We start from the raw sequence: 20,163 nt of genomic DNA, 5'->3' as shown, positions 1-20,163 counted from the left end.
GATTGAGTCTTTTTTGTTTAGTTTCTTTTTACAGGAATATAAATGTCCTCTTCGGAATCAGGACTTCCATTTTTATACTTTTCTCCCAAAACCTCAAAATGGGGTCTTTGATCGAGTTCAAACTCAGAAGCAGGAAGCCATTGTGAATAAATCCATTGAAATATCCTGTTGTCGGATGGCAATCCTTTATAATGGAAGACAGCATATTCGCCAGCAGGAATAACCATATGATCTAATCCTTGAGGAAGTTTTTCAAGGGATTCTACTTCTGCGCCAGCCCATTTTTCAAAGGTTTTTACAATTGAAAAATTTTCGAAATGGCCTGGTTGGTAGATGGTGATCGAAAGTAATTCTGGAAAAACTCGGTTTCGGATTTCTTTTATTTTTGGTGAAAATTCCTCCCAAATTTCAGAAATATTAAAATTGGCCAAACTGATTTCAGTCTTCTTTCCGATTACAAGCTTTTCAGAAATCTGCACAAGCATAGGATTAGGGAATTGATCCATTTTCTTAAACATTTACTCCAAAAAATGATCCAACCAAGGCGGTTAGTCCCATAGCCAAAGTTCCCCAGATTGAAATTCGAAGGATAGCCTTAAAAATTGGGGAGCCACCGGTTTTCGCAGCAAAACCTCCCAATAAGGCAAGAAATAAAATAGAAAATCCATACAATGAAAATTCCATGGATTCGATGGGTGCCAGTAAAGTGACCAATAAGGGAAGTATTGCTCCTAAAGTGAATGAAGCTCCAGAAGCCAAAGCCGCCTGAATGGGGTTGGCTTGGCTTATTTCATTGATGCCTAATTCATCTCGAACATGGCTCCCTAGAGGGTCCACCTGCATTAATTCTTTGGCTACCTGTTTTGCAGTTTCTGATTGCAGGCCTCTTTTCACGTAGATTTGGGCCAGTACCCTTTCTTCAGCTTCAGGCATATCTTTCAATTCCTGTGCTTCTCGCTTGATGTCTGCTTTTTCTATATCGGTCTGCGAGCTAACAGATACATATTCCCCCGCAGCCATAGACAATGCCCCGGCAACTAGTCCTGCAACTGTTGCCAAAGCGACTGGATCACGGGTACTACTCGCCGCAGCCACACCAATAGCGATACTTGAAACAGAAATTATCCCGTCATTGGCACCCAAGACCGCCGCTCTCAACCAATTGCTGCGGTTGATATAATGATTGTCGAGATAATTATCTAGTGTAACTTGACGTTTTGAGGAGTTCTTTATTTGATCCATGGTTATATTCTTCTTGGAGTAATTTACAAGAAGAATCTCAAAAATGACCCAGTATTGGAGTCCTTTTAATTATAGTCCTTGACCAAAAGCGTATAATTTTTATCCTCCGGGAATTTTTGGATTGGCATCCTGCTGCTAATGTCAGGAAGCTGTTGGGTTCTAAGTGTGAAATCCATTTCAGGTTGCGGATTTCTTTTGAATAGAATACCCATTTCACTCGGTTCTCTATTGTAAAAAACTGGAGTGTGAACCAAATCGGCCTTGTTAAATGGTTTGTTCAATGAGATAGTAGGTTCCTTTTTTGAAAAATCGATTGAAGGTAAATCACCCATTGGTACACCAATTTTGATGTTACCCTTATATTCAAAAGAAGGTAAATCTTGAGTATATCCTTGAAGAGAAAATAGAAAAGTGAAGCAAGAAAAAGCAAGTAGATATTTCATTGTAATAGAGTTTATGACTCAAAATAAGATGAAAAGTATTTGAATACTAAGATTTTAACATTTATTATGCGGTGAATTAAGTGTTCTGGGGTGAGAAGAGAATAGCCTTGGTAGGATTAGTTTGCATCTATGACACACCGAAATCCAACTGTTGCATTTCTTTCGAATCCCTGACTTACTCTCAATAATTGTTGGCGATGAGTTAATTCTCTAGGACCACCTTGAACATACCACCAGGACCCAGAAGGTTTAAAATAGGAGCCTCCCTTTAAAATGATATATCGATGGCTTCCTGATTGATATTCATCTTGGGTCAATTGCCAAACTTTACCAACCAAATCTTGAATTCCCCAAGGATTGGCCCCTTTCGGATGTACACCAACTGGATCTAATTTTCCATTTCCTAAATTGACCAATGTGGAATCAATTCCTTCCAAATGGACAAATGTCAAAGTTTCAGTTATTGGTTCAAACCGTCTATTAACTGGAGTTTCCTGATTCCATGGCCAATCTCTTTCTTCACCAGCTTGTGCAGCATATTGCCATTCTGACTCGGTTGGTAGTCGTTTTCCAGCCCATTCGGCATAGGCTTTGGCATCTTCCAAACTCACATAGATCACAGGTAGGTTTTCCATTCCTTTGGGGGTTTTTCCATTCTCCCAATGCTTCAAGAAGTTGGACGGATCAGATGGTTGATAACGGCTGGCTAGAAGGAATTTTTCAAAATCTAAATTAGTAACAGGGAATTGATCGATCCAGAATGATTCCATCTCGATTATTTTTCCTTCATCTTGTTTTGGATAGGGTATGAATGCATCTCCATTGGTCGTTTTGTACTCAAATTTCCCAGAAGGAACTAAGACCATTTTATCAGGCGTTTTGTTTGGAGCAACAGTCTTTTGTGAATCAGAAATTCTTCTAGGTGTCCCGGGTTTTAGATACAGGATGATTTCATCCTTGAGGATACCATCTTCCAAATATTGCAAAACAAAGTTTCCTTCATATCGATTAAAATACTCTGAAATCCGAATGGACTGATTCTTAGCCTCCAAAATCACAGCCTCATTTTGATAGCTTGGGTTACCTGCCCAAAGTCTTATTTCACCTTTATTTCTGTTGCTAGAAATCAGGATAAAGTCCCCATCTATTTTTCCCTCAAGGATAATTGGGAATTGAGCAATGCAATCAACAGCGCCTTCATTGTTGGTTCCTAATTCATATTCAGGAAAAGCATCAGTCTTTGCTTCTATCATCCATTTCTCATTTACTTGAATAGGTTCTAAATTTTCATGATACCAGATATCTACAAAGTGACTTTTTTCATCAGGCTTAATCTCGAACAAATTCCCTTTGTAACCTTGCGGGATAGTACTGTAAATGGTGTAAACAGTCTTTTCATCGGCTTTCCATTCATTTACCCAGATATTGTCCGCTGTAGTCGGTAGGAGAGGTGTATAGCCTCGAGAAGTAAAATTGAAAGTATTTTCACGTAGGATTCTTGAAGTTTTCCCCAAGAAAAAGTATTGCTCCTCAACCCAATCCGGTTGACCGGGAGCCATGATGTTTATTTCAGTGCCATATCCATTGAAAAAAGCCGTGGCAAACTCTCTTTTGATTTTTTCCTTGAAAAGCTCCGCTACTCTGAAAATCGCAAATTCTGGTTTGATTAATTTGTTCAGATTTAGCATCGGAGGGTAGTAAAGTGCATTATGAACTCTTCCTGAAACAATTGTATGCATGGACTTAGGAACTGCCATTCCTTCACTGTACATGATTACTCCTGATTTAGCCCGATCTGAAGCGTCCTGAAATTCTTTGCCCGCCTCTGCTTTTGTATCCAAAACTACCCCATCGGCATCCGTTGCCAAAATCAAATCATATAACCCTTCAAAATGGTCTTTTTCTTCAGTTCCGACATCCCAAGGGTTGTAACAAACAAAAAACTTGGTGCCTTTTTCTCGACTCAACTGAGCTTGTAATCTCATTGCTTCTAATCCCCCGGGAAGGTCTTTGAATAGCTCAAACTGATTTCTTTGATCTAAACCTAAAGTAGGCCAAGTAGGCCAGATACTGACCACATCATCGCCTCCGTAAAGCTTTTTGCCTCTGGCTAAAAAGTCCTGTAATGTATATTCGTCTTTGTCTATGTCATAGTAAAACTTGTCCCATGCATACATCAGGTGCATGACGTAGCTATGACGAATCCATTGAAGATCTTTCCTCTCGAAAAGCTCATTTTCAAAATTGGCTATGTCAAAAAGCATTTTTTTCTGGAAAACTTCAGTCAAGCCATTTTGCCAAGTTCCAGAATATGGGAGAAGGTAAAAAAGGTAATCTACGGAACCGCCTGGGAATAAATAAGTTTCAAATCTTCTTCGACTACCTTTTTGGATACTTTCTCGGTCCCGTCTAGTTAGTGATGCTATTTTTGATTCTCCATCTAAATTCAACCCGGCATATCCAAGATCCCATGCATTATCGGGAACGATCACATTGACTGGTACTCTTCCTGGCAGGAAAAGGTGTGTTCTTGAAAGTCCATGATTTCCATTTCCAGTGATGTAAACTTCTGTTCTTTCTTTTGAGAAAGGCATGACATTGTGGAGCTGAATCGTGTCCTGAGAAATGTTGCTAAAAGAGATTTTCCAATGATGACCATCTTGTCTCATGGATACAGCCAATTGATCAGAAGGCTGAATCGAAGTAAAAAGTGATTCTCCTATTTGATATGAAAATAAAGGGACAGATCTATCGATTTGGAAAGTTTGCCCTTTGATTTGAAATGATTCTATGGATTGATCAGAACCACGTTGAAATGAAATATGAGCTTCTTGGGAAAACCCTTTTAAAATGGAAAGAAAAAGAAAAGACAGGAGAATGAAATATCTTGAACTCATAGGGGGAATGGATGAATTCCAAGATAAAAAATGCCTTGATGAATGGAAAGGGTTTTAGTCCAGATGGTTTGGAAAGAATGAGCATTTTATCTTTCAATTTTCTTTTAATATATCCAGTAATTTTTCACCAAATCTTTCTCCTAATTCCAATTGGCCTTGGCTGGAATAGTGAAGATTGTCTGCCAATTTATCCAGATTGTCTGTAGAAATGAGGAAGGTGTTTTTAATCTTTTTAGATGTTTTAACCTGAGCTCTATTTACTGTCTCCAAAGCTAAATAGGTCTGCCGTGGAGGATTTACCTTTCCAAAAAGAAGTGGAAGTGATTTATGATCTAGGTCTTTCCTGAGTGATTGAATTAAATGTTTGAAATTCTTGTAATAATCTTTTCCTGCCTCTGGGACTCTTGCATCTCTCTCTCCCTGCATCCAGAGAATTGCTACAGGTTCAGTTTTAAGTCCATTGGTTAAGCTGTCTGTCAACTCCATAAGTCGTGCGTACATATTTCCAAACTCAGGGTGTCCAGTGATTTTTGCTTTCTCAGCATCGTATTTTGGAGCCCAATCGAGAAGTGAGGAGCCTCCAACAGCGTATTTGATGAAGATGAATTTTCGATCGGGAAAATTCTTTTGAAGGGTTTTTGCAAGCCCTATTTCAGGGCCAAAATTACCAGATGATTTTTTCATATTTGAATTCAATCCGTAATCGAAAAAATGGATGTTTTCGAAATTCATGGGGCTCAAATCTGAAACTTTTCCCAATCCTTCCATATTGGATTGACCAGCCAAAAGTATAACTTCATAGGATGCTTTTGGATCTAGATTATTAGGAAATTGGATGATTTCTTGGGCTGAAAGATGAATAGTGAGTACTAAAAAAGAGAGGATGAAAAAAACTGTTTTCATAGATTCTTACAATAAATTAATATCCGTACCTTCTGAATGTAAGATTGATTCTTGGGTTGCTATAGGAAGGGTTGATTGGGAGGCTGTGTTCATAATTATTTTGGCAGTTTTCTCCCATAATGATCATGCTTCCATGTCTTAATACTTTTGAATATGTTTCGTAGGACTCTTTGTTTCTCAATTGAAACTCTCTTTCTTCACCCAAACTGATAGAAGGTATCGTTGTTGTATCTCCAAAAGCTGAGAAATCAGAGTGAAAATCAACTCCAGAGTTTCCATTAGGATAAAATACTAGCACACAAACTTCAAAATATTGGCCTACATAGGATTCAATTTTCTTAGTTAAGGAATATAAACTTTCGGTTTTTTCCATGCTGTTTCCCCAAAATTCAAAAGGAAAGGCATTTAGATTTTTAAGCTCTTTTTCTAGAAAAATTATTTTTTTGAAATCCGTCTCTACCACTTCTCCAGAAAAAGTTTTGAATTTGTAATCTAGAGGTTTTACAAGTTCAAAAAGTTCTTGAAATAGCTCATTAGCCTTATTTGTCTCCAAAAAGTCTTGAAGATATTCAGCTTGACAGTTCAAGGGAAGCTTCATGTATGATTTGGTTTTATTTCTTCAAAATACATTTTTCAGCAATGAATCTTTAATCTCTTTCCTCCCAAAGTTGTTTTTTCTCTTTGATTTCTCCCTCAAGTATGGAATTGACATCCACTTTGGCACCTCTGAGGTAATGAACAGTGGTGCCTTTCTCCCTCGATAAAGGGTTGGTGACTTTTCCGATCTCTTTATATTCTTCGAAGAAATTTATTTCTCTGTCGGTGATTTTCTCTTGTGCCATCCATACTAAAATCAAATTGTCTACGGGCTCCTCTAAATCAAACCAATAGAGGTAGTCAGCATTCATAGTGAAAGCTTCCAATCCTGGTGTTTTTGTATAAAAATTGATGGCTCCAGCTTCTCCATAATTGTCGCAAATGATGAGAGTTCTGCCATCTTTTGGCATTTGGGCATAGGCTTCATCTACCAATCCTGCTAATTCCGACCAACCCAGCATATCTGAGAAATCCTGGGGAATTGGATATTCCTTTCCATCCTCCCAAGTGTTTAATCCCAATTTAGAATAGGGTGGAGGCGATTCTAGAATTTTTTCAGGAGAATAAAATGGATGAATCAGGTCAAAAGCAAATGAAAATAGAACAGGTGGGATAATCAGAATTAAGGTTTGTAAAAGGTATTTCTTTTTTGAAAATAGGGATTGGATCACCGTAACGCTCATTTCGGGAACAACAGGAGGCGTGTTTCCTTCCATTTTTCCTCGATTGGATTCTTTAGGAATCCATTGCGAAACCCAAACTGAGCCAAAGGCAATAAGGGCAGGGTACATTCCTATGGCATAGTACCCTTTCGCATGGAGATAAGTGAAAATCCCCATTGTGAAAATATAAGTCCAACCGATAAATCTGTACTTTTTGGTTTTTCTAGATGTGAAAACATAAATCAGCCCAAGGAGCCACAAGATTAATGATGGGAAAAAAAACAAAACCTGGTCCTTCCAAAATCCCAATCGGCTATTATTGACCAATTGATATTCCTTCAATAATTCCATGTGTCTAAGTACTGGAAAGCCATGATTGATTTGCCAGATGACATTTGGCAAAATCAAGACAATAAGAAGAAGAATTGAATAATAGAGATGTTTGTTTGAAAAAAGACTTCCTTGCTTGGTGATCAATAAAGCAGGAAGTAATCCAAATCCTAAAAAGGCAATGTTGTATTTATTAAGTGCTGCAAGGGCAAAGGTCAGTGCCATCCCATAAAGCCATTTGTTTTCTTTGTGTTCAAAATATCGGATTAAGGTATAAGGAACCAAAGTAAAACATAAGATATCCACTGAATTAGGCTGATAGAGCATATTCAGGCGGATCATTGCTGAGCAAAGGAGTGCCACTGAGGCTAGACTTTGAGCAAAAAGGTTGCCTCCAAGCCTTTTGACCAAGTCCCAAACCAAGGCAATAGTCAAAGCACCAAAAAACGCTGGGAACAAGCGAGTCCAAAACTCACCTCCTCCCAAAAATTGAATAAGTAATGATACCCAAGAGGTAAACGGGGGGACGGATAGGTATCCCCAAGCTAAATGCCTGGCTTGATCCAAGTGCAAAAATTCATCCCGATGTAATTCAAAGTCAGGATGAACTGCAATGTATTGCAATAAGAACTTTGCTAAAATGAAAAAGGAAAATACCAAAGTTGACTTTTTCATAGAAGCTAATTTTTAGGGCTTTTAATTTATAAAGTATGCCGAAATTATCCGTTAAAAATCAATTTGAATGTAGTGCCTTCGCCTAGCTGGGAACGAACTTGGATATTACCCTTATGCCTACGCATAATTTGTTTGGAAAGTGAAAGCCCGATTCCAGAACCTTTCTTTTTCGTAGTAAAGAATGGGATAAAAATCTTGCTTAATGCCTCTTCCTCGATGCCTTTTCCAGTGTCGCAGACTTCGATGATGATCTTACCCGCTTCATCAATAAAAGCTCTTAGTCGAATGATCTTTTCATCTGATTCTTCTACTGCCTGAATCGCATTTTGAGTGAGATTGATCATCACTTGCTCGATTTGAGTTTGGTCACCAAAGAGAATCAATTCTTCAGGGTCAATCTCCTGAATTAGCTTGATTCCTCCCGTTTCAATTTGATGATGGAGCAATGTTTTCAATTGTTCAAAAAGGTGGGAAATCCGGATACTGGTAAATTTCGGAGCTGGAATATGGGCCAAGCTTCTGAAGTCAGAGACAAAATTAATCAGGCCTTCACTTCGTTTTTCTATGGTAGCCATTCCCATCAGGAAGTCTTCCAATTCCTCTTCTGTGGGCTCTTCGTTCTGTTCGATTTTATGTTCAATATCTGACTTTAGAGTTCCGGCTAGGGAAGAAATTGGAGCGATGGAATTCATGATTTCGTGGGTCAGGATTTTTACCAAATTCTGCCATGCTTCCATTTCTTTTTCTTCCAATTCGGACTGGATGTTCTGAAGCGAAACCAATTTGAATTTTTCTCCCCTCATCAACAGTTCAATCACATAAACTGAAAGCTGCATAATCCCATCCGGATGGGCAATTTTTATCAATTCTGATCCACCAGTACGAAGGTTTTGAATGGCAAGGTGTAGCTCTTTGTTGACGTTGGCGATTTCACCAATATTTTTCAACTCGTCTACATTGAGGATTCTCTTGGCAGCTACATTGAGAATCTGAATGTTTCCATTTTCTCCAAAGGTGATCAGACCAATACTCAAATGTTTGAATACAGATCTGAAATACTGATAATTGGCTTCTTTCTCGGCTTGGTCTTCTTTTAGCTTGGCAAGAATGGCATTGAACTCAATGTGGAGGTCATCCGTCTCTGTTCCATCAAATTTGACAGGGTAGACCTGTGAATATTTATCCTGTTTGATATTGTCCAAAAAGGTCCGGACTTTTTTGAAAGAGCTTTCGCTGTAGCGGAGTAAAAAAATGATCTGAATAATTACCAAAATGATGAAAAGGGAAGTCACAAAGACTCCCCATTCATCGAAAATGGTATACGCCAGCAGAAATAGAGAGCCGGCAAGCAGGGCAATTCGCCCCAATAAACCGACTTTATAATCCATACTTTTCTAATCTTCTGTACAAAGAGGCTCGGGTCAATCCCAATTCTTTGGCAGCTTTGGAAATGTTTCCACCGTTTTTGTCAATTGCTCTTTGAATGGTGCTTCTTTCCATATCATCCAAATTCAGCGTGTTGTTCACAGGTGCTTTTTCAGATGCTGGTTTTGCAGAAAGGAAGAAGAAATCCCTTGAATCCAACTGATCACCTTCGGCCATGATAATTGCTCTTTCGATCGCATGCTGAAGCTCACGAATGTTCCCAGGCCAAGGGTATCTCTGCAGAAGTTCCATCGCAGAAGGTGTGAAACCACTGAAGTCCTTTCTGTACTTTTGCGAATACTGTTTCAAGAAATGCTGACAAAGCTGAGGGATATCATCATGACGCTCTCTTAAAGGAGGAAGGAAAATTTCCACAGTATTGATTCGGTAAAGCAAATCCTGACGGAAAGTATTTTCCATCACCATTTCATGTACATGCATATTGGTAGCGCAGATCAATCGAATATCTACTGGAATAGACTTGTTTGTTCCAATTCTAGTAACTTCTCTTTTTTGCAATACTGTCAATAATTTGGATTGCAAAGGCATGGATAAGTTTCCGATTTCATCCAAAAATAAAGAGCCTTTATCTGCCACTTCAAATCGACCTGCCCTATCATCTTTGGCATCTGTAAATGCCCCTTTTTTGTGTCCGAAAAGCTCAGACTCAAAAAGTGTCTCAGTTATAGCGCCCATATCTACTCCGACGAAAATCTCATCTTTTCTCAATGATCTTTCATGGATAGCTCTGGCGATTAGTTCTTTACCCGTGCCGTTTTCTCCCAAAATCAGGACATTTGCATCTGTTTGGGCTACTTTGTCAATGATGGAGAAAATGTTCTTCATAGCGGCACTGCTGCCAATGATGTCCGTATAGGGCTTCTTCAGATCAGACTGCAATTGCTTTTGCTTTTTCTGAAGTTTGTCAACTTCATTGTAGCTTTCTTTTAGTCGAACAGCCGCAGAAAGAGTCGCAAGCAATTTTTCATTTTGCCAAGGCTTTAAGATGAAGTCTGTTGCACCTTCTTTCAATGCCTGAACTGCCATCTCTACATCACCAAATGCGGTGATTAAGATGACAACTGCTTTTGGGTCTATTTCTTTAATTTGGTTCAGCCAATAAAATCCTTCCTTTCCAGAGGTGGTGTCCTCGCGGAAGTTCATGTCCAATAAAATGACGTCGTAACTGTTATTATTGATCAAAAATGGAATTCTTCTCGGATCTTTTTCAATAGTGACTTCCTTGGCATGTTTCTTCAAAAGCATTTTTGCCGCAAAAAGTAAATCCTCATTATCGTCGATGATCAGAATCTTTCCCAAGTCTTGATTTTCCATAGTCTATTGTTTTGCTCTTTTATAGGGGAAAATGGTGCCAAGTCCCTTATTTGCTCAATTTCGGCAATTTTCAGGAATAAGTGTCCGTTTGTGTACGATTTTATACTGCTATCGGACAATTTTTGAAGAATTCGTACGATTTTCTGGCCTGCGTATTATTTGTACCTTTGTCCTTTCACAAAAAAAGAAACAATACCATGCAAGCAAAAAAAGGTGACAACGTCCAAGTGCATTATACTGGAAAACTAGAAGACGGATCTGTATTTGATTCTTCAGTTCAGCGCGAGCCACTAGGATTCACCGTTGGTGGAGGACAGATGATTCAAGGATTTGACGCAGCTGTAAATGGAATGGCTGTTGGAGATAAAAAAACTGTGACTATTCCTGCTGCTGAAGCTTACGGCGAGCGCAGAGATGATATGTTGATTGATGTGCCAAAAACTCAGGTTCCTGCGGATATCAAGCCAGAAATTGGAATGCAATTGACTCTTCAGGGAGGAAATGGTCAGCCAATGCCTGTGATCGTAATTCATGTAGATGATGAGAAAATCACATTGGACGCCAACCATCAATTGGCTGGAAAAGATTTGATTTTTGACATTGAGTTGGTGAAAATCGGATAATTCAATTCAATAAATAAGATTAAAGAGGGCCTTTCGAGGCCCTTTTTTTATTTCCGGCAGAATCGAAACGATTCCGTAATTCATTAATAATTTTTTAAAGAACTCCAGTATATTAAGAGTTTGGTACTCACCAATCCAATTAACATGACCCTGACCATTCTCTCTTTTTTAGCCTTCACGGCTTTTGTTGCTTTTTTTTCATGGTATCAGCTTCGCAAAGACAAGCTCAATACCCAAGATGGATATTTTTTAGGAGGAAAGAGTTTGACAGGAGTAGTGATCGCAGGCTCTATGTTATTGACCAATATTTCTACCGAACATTTGATTGGTATGAATGGGTCAGCCTATAAAAATGGATTTATCATCATCGCCTGGGAAGTCACCTCGGCAATTGCCTTGGTTATTGGAGCCCTTTATTTCATTCCCAATTATCTGAAAATGGGCTTGACTACCATTCCACAGTATTTGGAGATGAGGTTTGACCAGATGACAAGGACGCTGGTGGCTTTATTTCTAATCGTGTCCTTTGTGGTGACTTTACTTCCGATCGTTTTATACACGGGTGCGATCAATTTGGAAAGTATTTTCAATGTGTCGGAAACTTTTCAAATCAGCCATCAAGAGGGGCTTTGGTTGACCGTAATCGTGATTGGCGTTATAGGTTCCATATATGCGATTTTTGGAGGTTTGAAAGCGGTGGCCTATTCTGATACCATCAATGGAATAGGCTTGTTTTTGGGAGGTTTGCTGGTACTTGGTTTTGCCCTTTGGGATATTGGAGAAGGAAATTTGATAGGGGGCCTACAAAAAGTCTACAATGCTGCCCCGGAGAAATTCAATGTGATCGGTTCGAAAGATTCGGTTTTGCCCTTTGAAGTTTTGTTTACGGGCTTGATGATCAATCAGCTGTACTTCTGGTGTATGAATCAGCCGATAATTCAAAGAGCATTAGGAGCAAAGAATTTGGCTGAGGCCCAAAAAGGACTTTTGTACACAGGTGTTTTAAAGCTTTTTGTACCACTGATTATCATTTTACCTGGAGTCATTGGATTTTATTATTTTGGAGATAGCCTATATGAAAACCAGGATTTGATTTATCCTGAACTGATCAAAAAAGTTCTTCCAGTCGGTTTGACGGGTTTCTTTGCAGCAGTGGTAATGGGGGCTGTATTGAGTACCTTCAACAGTGTCCTGAATAGTACAGCTACGATTTTCAGTTTGGGGATTTACAAGAGACACCTCAATGTCAATGCAAGTGATAAGCAATTGGTCTGGATTGGGAAATTGACATCCATCATTTTGGCTATTTGTGCGATTGTCGCTGCTCCAATGGTAGCAGGTGCACCGGATGGATTGTATCAGTTATTGCAACAATTGAATGGAATCTTTTTCATTCCTATTGCCAGTATTATTTTGGCTGGACTTTTTATTCCAAAAATCTCAGCAACTGGAGCAAAAGCCGGACTTTTTGTAGGTCTTCTATTTTACATTTTGACGGTATTCATCTTCCCTGTTGATATTCATTTTGTACATATTTGGGGAATTGAATTCGTTTTGAATATGATTGTGATGTTTGGAGTATCTTATTTTTATCCCAACACCAATCCCTTTAAGCCTACTGATACCGGTTCGGTAGCACTAAAGCCATGGAAATATGCCAATATATTGGGATTGATTTTGGTCGTGTTGACGGTAGTGATTTATATATGGCTTGGGAATTGAAATCATTGGAAATTAATATATTAGGGAAAATTTTATCGGTATGAAAGAAGTGACACCTCATCAAATGGAAGAGCTCTGGGAAGAGGATCTTTTGCAGCGCTATCCAGAATCAGGTAAGTCTGAAAAAGCCAAGGAGGAATTTCGGAATTATGAGAACCCCGGAAGAGATACGGTTCGTGAGTTTTATAGAGAAAATCACCTGAATCAGACTTATGAATTTGTACTTGGCAAGGAGAAAGACTTTTTGAAGTTTGACAGAAAAGAAATGACCCTTTGGGAGGCAGTAGAATTTCTAAATACGTTAATTGACGATTCCGACCCGGATACAGATTTGGATCAAACCCAACACTTACTTCAAACTTCCGAGGCAATTAGAGCGGATGGACATCCAGATTGGTTTGTCCTAACGGGCTTCTTGCATGATCTGGGGAAAGTTCTTTGTCTATTTGGTGAACCGCAATGGTGTGTGGTAGGCGATACATTTCCGGTAGGATGTAAGCATTCCGATAAAATCGTTTATCCTGAGTTTTTCAAAGACAATCCAGATAGCCAAGATTCGCGATACAATACCAAATTTGGAGTTTATGAACCCAACTGCGGTTTGGACAATGTGCATATGTCTTGGGGACATGACGAGTACATCTATCAAATCATGAAGGATTATCTTCCCGAGGAGGGTTTGGCGATGCTTCGATATCATAGTTTTTATGCCCAGCATAGAGAAAATGCCTATGAGCATTTGATGAACAAAGATGATCACAGACTATTCGAGTGGGTCAATAAATTCAATCCCTATGATTTGTATTCCAAAGCTGCTGTACCACCAAATGTGAAGGAGCTGAGGCCATACTATGAAGATTTGGCAGCGAAATTTCTACCTGACACTTTGAAGTTTTAATCACTAAAGACCTTGATCAATTCAAGGTCTTTATTTTTTCCGGTATTCGATAAATTGTGATTTGATCTTCGTTAGTGAGTACGAGATTTTCTTGACCGATCTGAATTCCTTTTGCCTCTGAAATCGGCGATTCCAAAAGTGGAAGCTTCTCTCCATTTTCGATGGAAATGGCCCATATGAGATCTTTTTCAACCCATAGGAGACGCTCTTTCCAAAAGCATAGCCTTTCAATACCCTGTAGCTCTAGCTTTTTGATTAGATTCCCCTGATTGTCAAAAATGAATACACCCGTCTGAGGTACGTTCAAAAATAGCATGTTTTTAAACTCCCTGATTTCTTTCACATCTAAAACCCCAGTATCCAAAATCAGATTCAAAGGCTGTGAGTCGAGAATGATTTTTCGTAAAAAGTCCATACGCTTGAGTGAAAAATCAGATTCATCCCAGATCCAGATGATATTGTTGTTTCCCAATGTTGCTGCTTTTGCCAAATTGATTTCTGGAATCATAAGACTCCCTTCTGAAATGGGGTTTAAAAAACGGTCTAGAACCTGATACGATTGAAGGTCATAGGAAAAAGAGAAAATATTGACCGTCCAATTGGCTTCCAGTTGATTCAGCTTACCTTGTCGGGGAGGAGAGAAGTAGTTTTTTTGACTCCCCTTAGAATCATACAAATAAATGTCACCTTTCGTGTTGCTTGCAAAAACCTGATCCTTTGTGTCGAAAGATATTAGGTCTAATTGTTGAAAAGGAATAGTTGCAATGGGATCTTCAGTCCATGCTTCTTGAGCATTTGTCAAGCCTGAAATTAGGAAGAAAATCACCCAAAGCTGTTTCACCCTTCAAATGTTTTGAGTGAAGCCATATCCTCAGAAAGCTCTAAAAAGGTGTATTGACTGACCCATTCTCCTAAATTGAAATAGGTAGAGCTTTCTCCCACTTCCAACTCCAAAGGAAGATGTCGATGCCCGAAAACATAGAAATCATGATGTTTTTTGCTTTCCACCTCTTTGCAATATTGCCAAAGCCATTCATCCTCACCTAGAAAATGATTTTCATCTTTTTCCATATTGGAAATACGGCTGCTCCCAGACCAAGCTTTTGCCAGTTTGATTCCTAAATCTGGGTGGAACCAGCGGAATAGCCATTTAGCCAAGGGGTTTGTGAAGACTTTTTTGAGTACTTTATAAGATCGGTCTCCAGGGCCCAAACCATCTCCATGCCCCACCAAAATGGATTTATTATTGACAATTATTTCGATCGGATGATGGTAGACAGGGATTCCCAATTCTTTGGTGAAATAGTCTTTCATCCATAAATCATGGTTGCCGGTAAAAAACAAAATCGGGATTCCGGCTTCCCGTAATTGATGAATTTTGGAAATAAAAGGAATGAATCCTTTCGGGATGACTTCCTTGTATTCGAACCAAAAATCAAATATATCTCCTACCAAAAATATTGCAGCCGCATCCTCTTTGACTGAATCCAACCATCGAATGATTTTTTGTTCTCGTTCTTTGCTGTCACTTTCATTGGGCGCACCTAGATGAAAATCAGAAGCGAAATATAATTTTTTGTCCCCTAGGGTATAATTGATTGGTTGGGAAGGCATCATGAAAGATAAAATTCAACAGCAAAAATAAAAAGCCCCGATTTAATCGGGGCTTTTTATTGAATCAATTTTCAGGTTTCGGATCCGGCTCCGGTGTCGGGACAGGTTCTACTTCCGATTCTGGTTTATTTCTACTTTCGATGGAGTCAGGCGTTGGCGCATCCTCCTTCAATTCTTCTTTCTTATTAGTGAAAGCCTGATAGGTTGTTTCTTTTGCAAAAGGTCTTTTACCGATCAACCTTTCCAAATCAGATTGGAATAAGATTTCTTTTTGAAGAAGCTCCTGAGCTAAAGTTTCCAATTCTGAACTTCTTTCTCTCAACAAATCCAACGTTCTTTGGTAAGCAAAATCGATCAACTTATGAACTTCTTGATCAATCAATTCTGCCGTCGCTTCTGAGTATGGTTTGGTCATTTTGTAACCATCACTTTTGCTGTCGTAGAAGGAAACATTTCCCAATTTCTCGTTCATACCGTAAACAGAGACGATGGAATAAGCCATTTTGGTGATTCTTTCCAAATCACTTAATGCACCTGTAGAGATTTTGCCAAAGATGATTTCCTCTGCAGCTCTACCTCCCAAAGTCATGCACATCTCATCGATGAGTTGCTCAGTTTGATAAAGGAATTGTTCTTTAGGTAGGTATTGCGCATATCCCAAGGCTGCAACTCCACGAGGGACAATACTTACTTTCACCAAAGGATCAGCATGCTCCAAGAACCATCCAGCCACTGCATGGCCCGCTTCGTGATAGGCAACGATTTTCTTTTCTTCAGGAGAAATAATTTTATTTTTCTTCTCAAGACCACCGATGACCCTATCAACAGCGTCTTGGAAGTCTTGCATATCAACCGCAGTTTTGTTTCGTCTTGCTGCAATCAATGCTGCTTCATTACATACGTTGGCGATTTCAGCACCTGCAAAACCTGGAGTTTGAGCTGCCAATTTCTTTGCGTCTACATCATTGGCTGTTTTGATAGGTTTCAAATGAACTTTGAAAATTGCCTCTCTTCCAACGATATCCGGCTTGTCTATAGAAATCTGTCTGTCAAAACGACCCGGTCTTAGTAATGCGCTATCCAAAACATCAGGACGGTTGGTTGCAGCCACTACAATAACTCCGGTATCTGTACCAAATCCATCCATCTCTACCAATAATGAGTTTAGCGTATTTTCACGTTCGTCATTGGAGCCTGGCATTTGTCCTTTTCCTCGGGATCTACCGATCGCATCAATCTCATCAATAAAGATGATACAAGGAGCTTTCTCTTTTGCTTGCTTGAACAAATCTCTCACACGGGCAGCACCTACACCGACAAACATCTCCACGAAATCAGATCCTGAAAGCGTAAAGAATGGTACTCCTGCTTCACCAGCAACAGCTTTTGCAAGCAAGGTTTTACCTGTTCCCGGAGGGCCTACAAGTAGCGCTCCTTTAGGGATTTTACCTCCAAGCTTGGTGAATTTGGAAGGGTTTTTAAGGAATTCGACGATTTCTTGAACCTCCTCTTTTGCTTCGTCCAAACCTGCCACATTGTCAAACGTAATTTTGACTTTATTTTCAGCATCAAACAACTGGGCTTTTGATTTGCCTACGTTGAATATCTGACCACCTGGACCGGACGGACCTGCCATTCTCCTCATCATAAACCAGAAGAATACAAAAAGCAGAATCAAGAAGCCGAAACTACCGAACCAGCTGCTCCAGTTTTCCTCAGAGGTCACAGAGTATCCGATTCTGTTTTCAGGATTGACTTTTTGTTCTAAAGCGTCAAAATCTTCTGCGAATTTATCGCCTGAAGCTACTTGCAAGGAGTAATGCGGCCCATTTGGATTGAAGAAGGTCGCATTGGATTCCAGTTCATTTTTGTATTTGTCTTTGGATAATGCAGATGGTTTCAATGTGACATCTACACGGTCCATATTTTTGACTAAAACGACTTTGGCCACATCACCGGCCTCATACATGTCTTCAAATCGCTTTTTGGTAATGTCTACCATCGCGCCTCTTTGGTTGATCCAGGTAAGTCCGATCAATACCAAAACAGCCGTCACAATCAGCCAAAGCTGAAAGTTGGGTTTTTGAGGAGGTTTTGGGACAAATTTTTTGCTTTTATTAGTATCGCTCATTGATTAGTAGGTAATTCTCTAAACTTAAGGTAAAACGGGTTGACCTGATTAAAGTTTGTAAACTTTATTCAACTCGGGTGATTTTTGCATCTCCCCAGAGTTCTTCCAAACCGAAAAACTCTCTTCTGTCTTTTAGGAAAATGTGGGCTACCACATCGACATAATCCATCAGGATCCATTGTTTGCCGCTTTTTCCTTCACTTCTGTAAGGGGCTGTTTCTCCAGCTTTGATGACTTGTTCTTCGATAGAATCGGAAATTGCTTCAATCTGGGTGTCGGAACCGCCAGAGCATAAGACAAAAAAGTCACTTACTGTATTTTTGATATTTCTAAGGTCCATCACCACAATGTTGGAAGCTTTTTTCTCTTCCATTCCTTTGACGATGATCTTGCTCAGCTCTTCTGCTGTCATATTTATTGGTTAATTTTGCAATGCCTGCATAAATCTAATGGGTAGCGGGCAATTCGAAAACTTATGTATAAAATTCTTGCCAACACCATTTTTTTAGGGAAAGATGTTCATTTTCTGCCAGAGTGTCACTCTACCAATGACAAAGCCTTCCAATTAGTCAGAGAAAGAATCGCCAAGGAAGGTACGATAATCATTACAGAAAACCAGACTTTCGGAAAAGGTCAGCGTGGAAACACATGGTCTGTTGAACCGGGAAAGAATTTGACTTTCTCTTTGGTTCTCCGTCCTGATTTCTTGGATATATCTGAGCAGTTTTATCTAAATATGGCCGTTTCTAATGCGATCTATGAGGTTTTGGTTGACTACATTCCGCATCTTCAGCTCAAATGGCCCAATGATTTGATTGTTCCGGGATTTGGAAAATTGGGAGGGATTTTGATTGAAAACAGCTTGGGTTCCAAAGGTTGGGAATACGCTGTTGTCGGGTTGGGTTTGAATGTAAATCAAACTGATTTTTCAATGAATGGACCAACTTCTTTGAAAAAACTGACAGGCTCTGAGTTTAATTTGGAGGAGCTGTTTAGACTTTTAATCACCCGAATAGAAAAGCATTATTTAACTCTAAAAAAGCGAGGATTCAATCAAATTAAAAACACTTACTTGTCTCATTTGTTTCTTAAGGGCGAATGGGCTGAATACCAAATTCCTTCTGGAAAATTTGAAGGAAAAATAGTTGGAGTAGACTCATTTGGAAGGTTGGAAATAGAAGCTAAAAATGGTGAATTACAATGTTTTGAATTCAAAACCATCCAGTTCCCAAACTATCATAGCTGATTTTAAAAAACCATAATTTAGAGGTACCTTTGCGGAAGTTTTTGAAAAAGTCTAGAGACAAATAAATCATAATACTATGTCAGAAATTCAATCTGAAAAATTCATTCAGTATAAAGTGAAAGATATTTCCCTAGCGGAATGGGGGAGAAAAGAGATCAAATTAGCGGAGGCGGAAATGCCAGGTTTGATGGCGCTGAGAGAAGAGTTTGGAGCTTCTCAGCCTTTGAAAGGTGCTAGAATCGCCGGATGTCTTCACATGACTATCCAGACTGCCGTTTTGATTGAAACTTTGGTAGCTCTTGGCGCTGAGGTGACTTGGTCTTCTTGCAATATCTTCTCTACGCAGGATCATGCTGCAGCTGCTATCGCTGCTGCCGGTATTTCAGTATATGCATGGAAAGGATTGACCGAAGAGGAATTTGACTGGTGTATTGAGCAAACTCTTTTCTTTGGAGAAGAAAGAACTCCATTGAACATGATTTTGGATGATGGTGGTGATTTGACCAACATGGTTTTGGATCAGTATCCTGAATTGGTAGCTGGAATCAGAGGATTGTCTGAAGAAACTACTACGGGTGTTCATAGATTGTATGAAAGAATGAAGAATGGAACACTTCCATTGCCTGCAATCAACGTGAATGATTCAGTTACCAAATCTAAATTCGATAATAAATACGGTTGTAAAGAATCTTTGGTAGATGCGATTCGTCGTGCTACTGATGTGATGATGGCCGGTAAAGTAGCTGTTGTCGCTGGGTACGGTGATGTTGGAAAAGGTTCTGCTGCTTCTTTGAGAGGTGCTGGAGCAAGAGTTATTGTGACTGAAATCGATCCAATCTGTGCGCTTCAGGCTGCAATGGATGGTTTTGCAGTGAAAAAGATGGTTGATGCTGTAAAAGAAGCGGATATCGTAGTAACTGCTACCGGAAACAAGGATATTATCTCTGGAGAGCATTTCAAAGCTATGAGAGATAAAACTATCGTTTGTAACATCGGGCACTTCGACAATGAGATCGATATGGCTTGGTTGAACAAAAACTATGGTAATACCAAAAATGTGATCAAGCCTCAAGTTGACTTGTATAATGTAGATGGAAACGAATTGATCATTTTGGCAGAAGGTAGATTGGTGAACTTGGGTTGTGCTACTGGACACCCTTCGTTTGTAATGTCTAACTCATTCACCAACCAAACATTGGCTCAATTGGAGCTTTGGGAGAAGCACGGTGAATACCAACCAGGCGTTTATGTTCTTCCAAAGAACCTTGATGAAAAAGTAGCAGCTTTGCATTTGGCTAAATTGGGTGTTGAATTGGATACGCTTTCTGAAGAGCAAGCTACTTACATTGGGGTAGCTGTGGAAGGTCCATTTAAACCAGAATATTATAGATACTAATAGTTATTTTTTATAAAAAGTAAA

General features: G+C 39.3%; 18 protein-coding genes. 5 read left to right on the top strand and 13 right to left on the bottom strand.

Features of this window, described 5'->3' with window-relative positions; all coding sequences use genetic code 11:
* Nucleotides 1-17: 17 nt before the first annotated feature.
* From O0V13_RS20835 to O0V13_RS20795, 9 genes are all read right to left on the bottom strand, one after another.
* Nucleotides 18-506 (bottom strand): GyrI-like domain-containing protein, encoded by a 489-nt coding sequence (locus O0V13_RS20835; protein WP_268036954.1) that lies wholly within the window; start codon nt 504-506, stop codon nt 18-20.
* 4 nt (nt 507-510) lie between these two features.
* The gene (locus O0V13_RS20830; RefSeq protein ID WP_268036953.1) at nt 511-1,242 is read right to left on the bottom strand and encodes a VIT1/CCC1 transporter family protein; all 732 of its coding nucleotides are present in this window, start codon (nt 1,240-1,242) and stop codon (nt 511-513) included.
* 65 nt (nt 1,243-1,307) lie between these two features.
* Nucleotides 1,308-1,685, bottom strand: coding sequence for a hypothetical protein (locus O0V13_RS20825; protein WP_268036952.1), 378 nt, complete (start codon nt 1,683-1,685; stop codon nt 1,308-1,310).
* 116 nt (nt 1,686-1,801) lie between these two features.
* Entirely contained in the window at nt 1,802-4,582 is a 2,781-nt protein-coding gene (locus O0V13_RS20820) for a formylglycine-generating enzyme family protein (protein ID WP_268036951.1), read from the bottom strand.
* A gap of 93 nt (nt 4,583-4,675) precedes the next feature.
* Nucleotides 4,676-5,485 carry a sialate O-acetylesterase gene (locus O0V13_RS20815; RefSeq protein ID WP_268036950.1) on the bottom strand — a complete coding sequence of 270 codons (810 nt, stop codon included), beginning with the start codon at nt 5,483-5,485 and terminating at the stop codon, nt 4,676-4,678.
* 16 nt (nt 5,486-5,501) lie between these two features.
* Nucleotides 5,502-6,083: an alpha-ketoglutarate-dependent dioxygenase AlkB gene (locus tag O0V13_RS20810; protein ID WP_268036949.1), complete on the bottom strand. Its 582-nt coding sequence runs from the start codon at nt 6,081-6,083 to the stop codon at nt 5,502-5,504.
* 49 nt (nt 6,084-6,132) lie between these two features.
* A complete protein-coding gene (locus tag O0V13_RS20805) occupies nt 6,133-7,749 on the bottom strand; it encodes an ArnT family glycosyltransferase (RefSeq protein ID WP_268036948.1) in 1,617 nt (538 codons plus the stop codon).
* 44 nt (nt 7,750-7,793) lie between these two features.
* Complete coding sequence (locus tag O0V13_RS20800) at nt 7,794-9,137, bottom strand: sensor histidine kinase (RefSeq protein WP_268036947.1); 1,344 nt, start codon at nt 9,135-9,137, stop codon at nt 7,794-7,796.
* Entirely contained in the window at nt 9,127-10,509 is a 1,383-nt protein-coding gene (locus O0V13_RS20795) for a sigma-54-dependent transcriptional regulator (RefSeq protein WP_268036946.1), read from the bottom strand. Before O0V13_RS20795 ends, O0V13_RS20800 begins: the two co-directional genes overlap by 11 nt.
* Before the next feature lie 197 nt (nt 10,510-10,706).
* Here O0V13_RS20795 and O0V13_RS20790 point away from each other — a divergent pair, with 197 nt between their 5' ends.
* From O0V13_RS20790 to O0V13_RS20780, 3 genes are all read left to right on the top strand, one after another.
* Nucleotides 10,707-11,132, top strand: a complete 426-nt coding sequence (locus O0V13_RS20790) for an FKBP-type peptidyl-prolyl cis-trans isomerase (protein ID WP_268036945.1) — start codon at nt 10,707-10,709, stop codon at nt 11,130-11,132.
* Between the two features lie 144 nt (nt 11,133-11,276).
* Entirely contained in the window at nt 11,277-12,854 is a 1,578-nt protein-coding gene (locus O0V13_RS20785) for a solute:sodium symporter family transporter (RefSeq protein WP_268036944.1), read from the top strand.
* 40 nt (nt 12,855-12,894) lie between these two features.
* Nucleotides 12,895-13,752: an inositol oxygenase family protein gene (locus tag O0V13_RS20780; RefSeq protein ID WP_268036943.1), complete on the top strand. Its 858-nt coding sequence runs from the start codon at nt 12,895-12,897 to the stop codon at nt 13,750-13,752.
* A gap of 16 nt (nt 13,753-13,768) precedes the next feature.
* On the opposite strand, the gene O0V13_RS20775 is transcribed toward O0V13_RS20780, so the two are convergent.
* From O0V13_RS20775 to rsfS, 4 genes are all read right to left on the bottom strand, one after another.
* Nucleotides 13,769-14,593: a hypothetical protein gene (locus O0V13_RS20775; RefSeq protein ID WP_268036942.1), complete on the bottom strand. Its 825-nt coding sequence runs from the start codon at nt 14,591-14,593 to the stop codon at nt 13,769-13,771.
* Complete coding sequence (locus tag O0V13_RS20770; RefSeq protein WP_442780944.1) at nt 14,590-15,366, bottom strand: UDP-2,3-diacylglucosamine diphosphatase; 777 nt, start codon at nt 15,364-15,366, stop codon at nt 14,590-14,592. Before O0V13_RS20770 ends, O0V13_RS20775 begins: the two co-directional genes overlap by 4 nt.
* A 64-nt stretch (nt 15,367-15,430) precedes the next feature.
* Nucleotides 15,431-17,497 carry an ATP-dependent zinc metalloprotease FtsH gene (gene ftsH, locus O0V13_RS20765; RefSeq protein ID WP_268036940.1) on the bottom strand — a complete coding sequence of 689 codons (2,067 nt, stop codon included), beginning with the start codon at nt 17,495-17,497 and terminating at the stop codon, nt 15,431-15,433.
* A 64-nt stretch (nt 17,498-17,561) separates the two neighbouring features.
* A complete protein-coding gene (gene rsfS, locus O0V13_RS20760) occupies nt 17,562-17,909 on the bottom strand; it encodes a ribosome silencing factor (RefSeq protein WP_268036939.1) in 348 nt (115 codons plus the stop codon).
* 63 nt (nt 17,910-17,972) lie between these two features.
* Here rsfS and O0V13_RS20755 point away from each other — a divergent pair, with 63 nt between their 5' ends.
* Together O0V13_RS20755 and ahcY are read left to right on the top strand one after the other, a co-directional pair.
* Nucleotides 17,973-18,743 carry a biotin--[acetyl-CoA-carboxylase] ligase gene (locus O0V13_RS20755; protein ID WP_268036938.1) on the top strand — a complete coding sequence of 257 codons (771 nt, stop codon included), beginning with the start codon at nt 17,973-17,975 and terminating at the stop codon, nt 18,741-18,743.
* Nucleotides 18,744-18,819: 76 nt separating this feature from the next.
* Nucleotides 18,820-20,139: an adenosylhomocysteinase gene (gene ahcY, locus O0V13_RS20750; protein WP_268036937.1), complete on the top strand. Its 1,320-nt coding sequence runs from the start codon at nt 18,820-18,822 to the stop codon at nt 20,137-20,139.
* The last annotated feature ends 24 nt before the right edge of the window (nt 20,140-20,163 follow it).

The organism is Algoriphagus sp. PAP.12 (assembly GCF_026652115.1).
GTDB lineage: Bacteria > Bacteroidota > Bacteroidia > Cytophagales > Cyclobacteriaceae > Algoriphagus.
This window is presented reverse-complemented; position numbering and strand designations above follow the sequence as displayed.

Excerpts from the sequence above, each read along its gene's own strand:
- O0V13_RS20835 (WP_268036954.1), bottom strand. The coding sequence starts at position 506 with ATGGATCAATTCCCTAATCCTATGCTTGTGCAGATTTCTGAAAAGCTT.
- O0V13_RS20830 (WP_268036953.1), bottom strand. The coding sequence starts at position 1,242 with ATGGATCAAATAAAGAACTCCTCAAAACGTCAAGTTACACTAGATAAT.
- O0V13_RS20825 (WP_268036952.1), bottom strand. The coding sequence starts at position 1,685 with ATGAAATATCTACTTGCTTTTTCTTGCTTCACTTTTCTATTTTCTCTT.
- O0V13_RS20820 (WP_268036951.1), bottom strand. The coding sequence starts at position 4,582 with ATGAGTTCAAGATATTTCATTCTCCTGTCTTTTCTTTTTCTTTCCATT.
- O0V13_RS20815 (WP_268036950.1), bottom strand. The coding sequence starts at position 5,485 with ATGAAAACAGTTTTTTTCATCCTCTCTTTTTTAGTACTCACTATTCAT.
- O0V13_RS20810 (WP_268036949.1), bottom strand. The coding sequence starts at position 6,083 with ATGAAGCTTCCCTTGAACTGTCAAGCTGAATATCTTCAAGACTTTTTG.
- O0V13_RS20805 (WP_268036948.1), bottom strand. The coding sequence starts at position 7,749 with ATGAAAAAGTCAACTTTGGTATTTTCCTTTTTCATTTTAGCAAAGTTC.
- O0V13_RS20800 (WP_268036947.1), bottom strand. The coding sequence starts at position 9,137 with ATGGATTATAAAGTCGGTTTATTGGGGCGAATTGCCCTGCTTGCCGGC.
- O0V13_RS20795 (WP_268036946.1), bottom strand. The coding sequence starts at position 10,509 with ATGGAAAATCAAGACTTGGGAAAGATTCTGATCATCGACGATAATGAG.
- O0V13_RS20790 (WP_268036945.1), top strand. The coding sequence starts at position 10,707 with ATGCAAGCAAAAAAAGGTGACAACGTCCAAGTGCATTATACTGGAAAA.
- O0V13_RS20785 (WP_268036944.1), top strand. The coding sequence starts at position 11,277 with ATGACCCTGACCATTCTCTCTTTTTTAGCCTTCACGGCTTTTGTTGCT.
- O0V13_RS20780 (WP_268036943.1), top strand. The coding sequence starts at position 12,895 with ATGAAAGAAGTGACACCTCATCAAATGGAAGAGCTCTGGGAAGAGGAT.
- O0V13_RS20770 (WP_442780944.1), bottom strand. The coding sequence starts at position 15,366 with ATGCCTTCCCAACCAATCAATTATACCCTAGGGGACAAAAAATTATAT.
- ftsH (WP_268036940.1), bottom strand. The coding sequence starts at position 17,497 with ATGAGCGATACTAATAAAAGCAAAAAATTTGTCCCAAAACCTCCTCAA.
- rsfS (WP_268036939.1), bottom strand. The coding sequence starts at position 17,909 with ATGACAGCAGAAGAGCTGAGCAAGATCATCGTCAAAGGAATGGAAGAG.
- O0V13_RS20755 (WP_268036938.1), top strand. The coding sequence starts at position 17,973 with ATGTATAAAATTCTTGCCAACACCATTTTTTTAGGGAAAGATGTTCAT.
- ahcY (WP_268036937.1), top strand. The coding sequence starts at position 18,820 with ATGTCAGAAATTCAATCTGAAAAATTCATTCAGTATAAAGTGAAAGAT.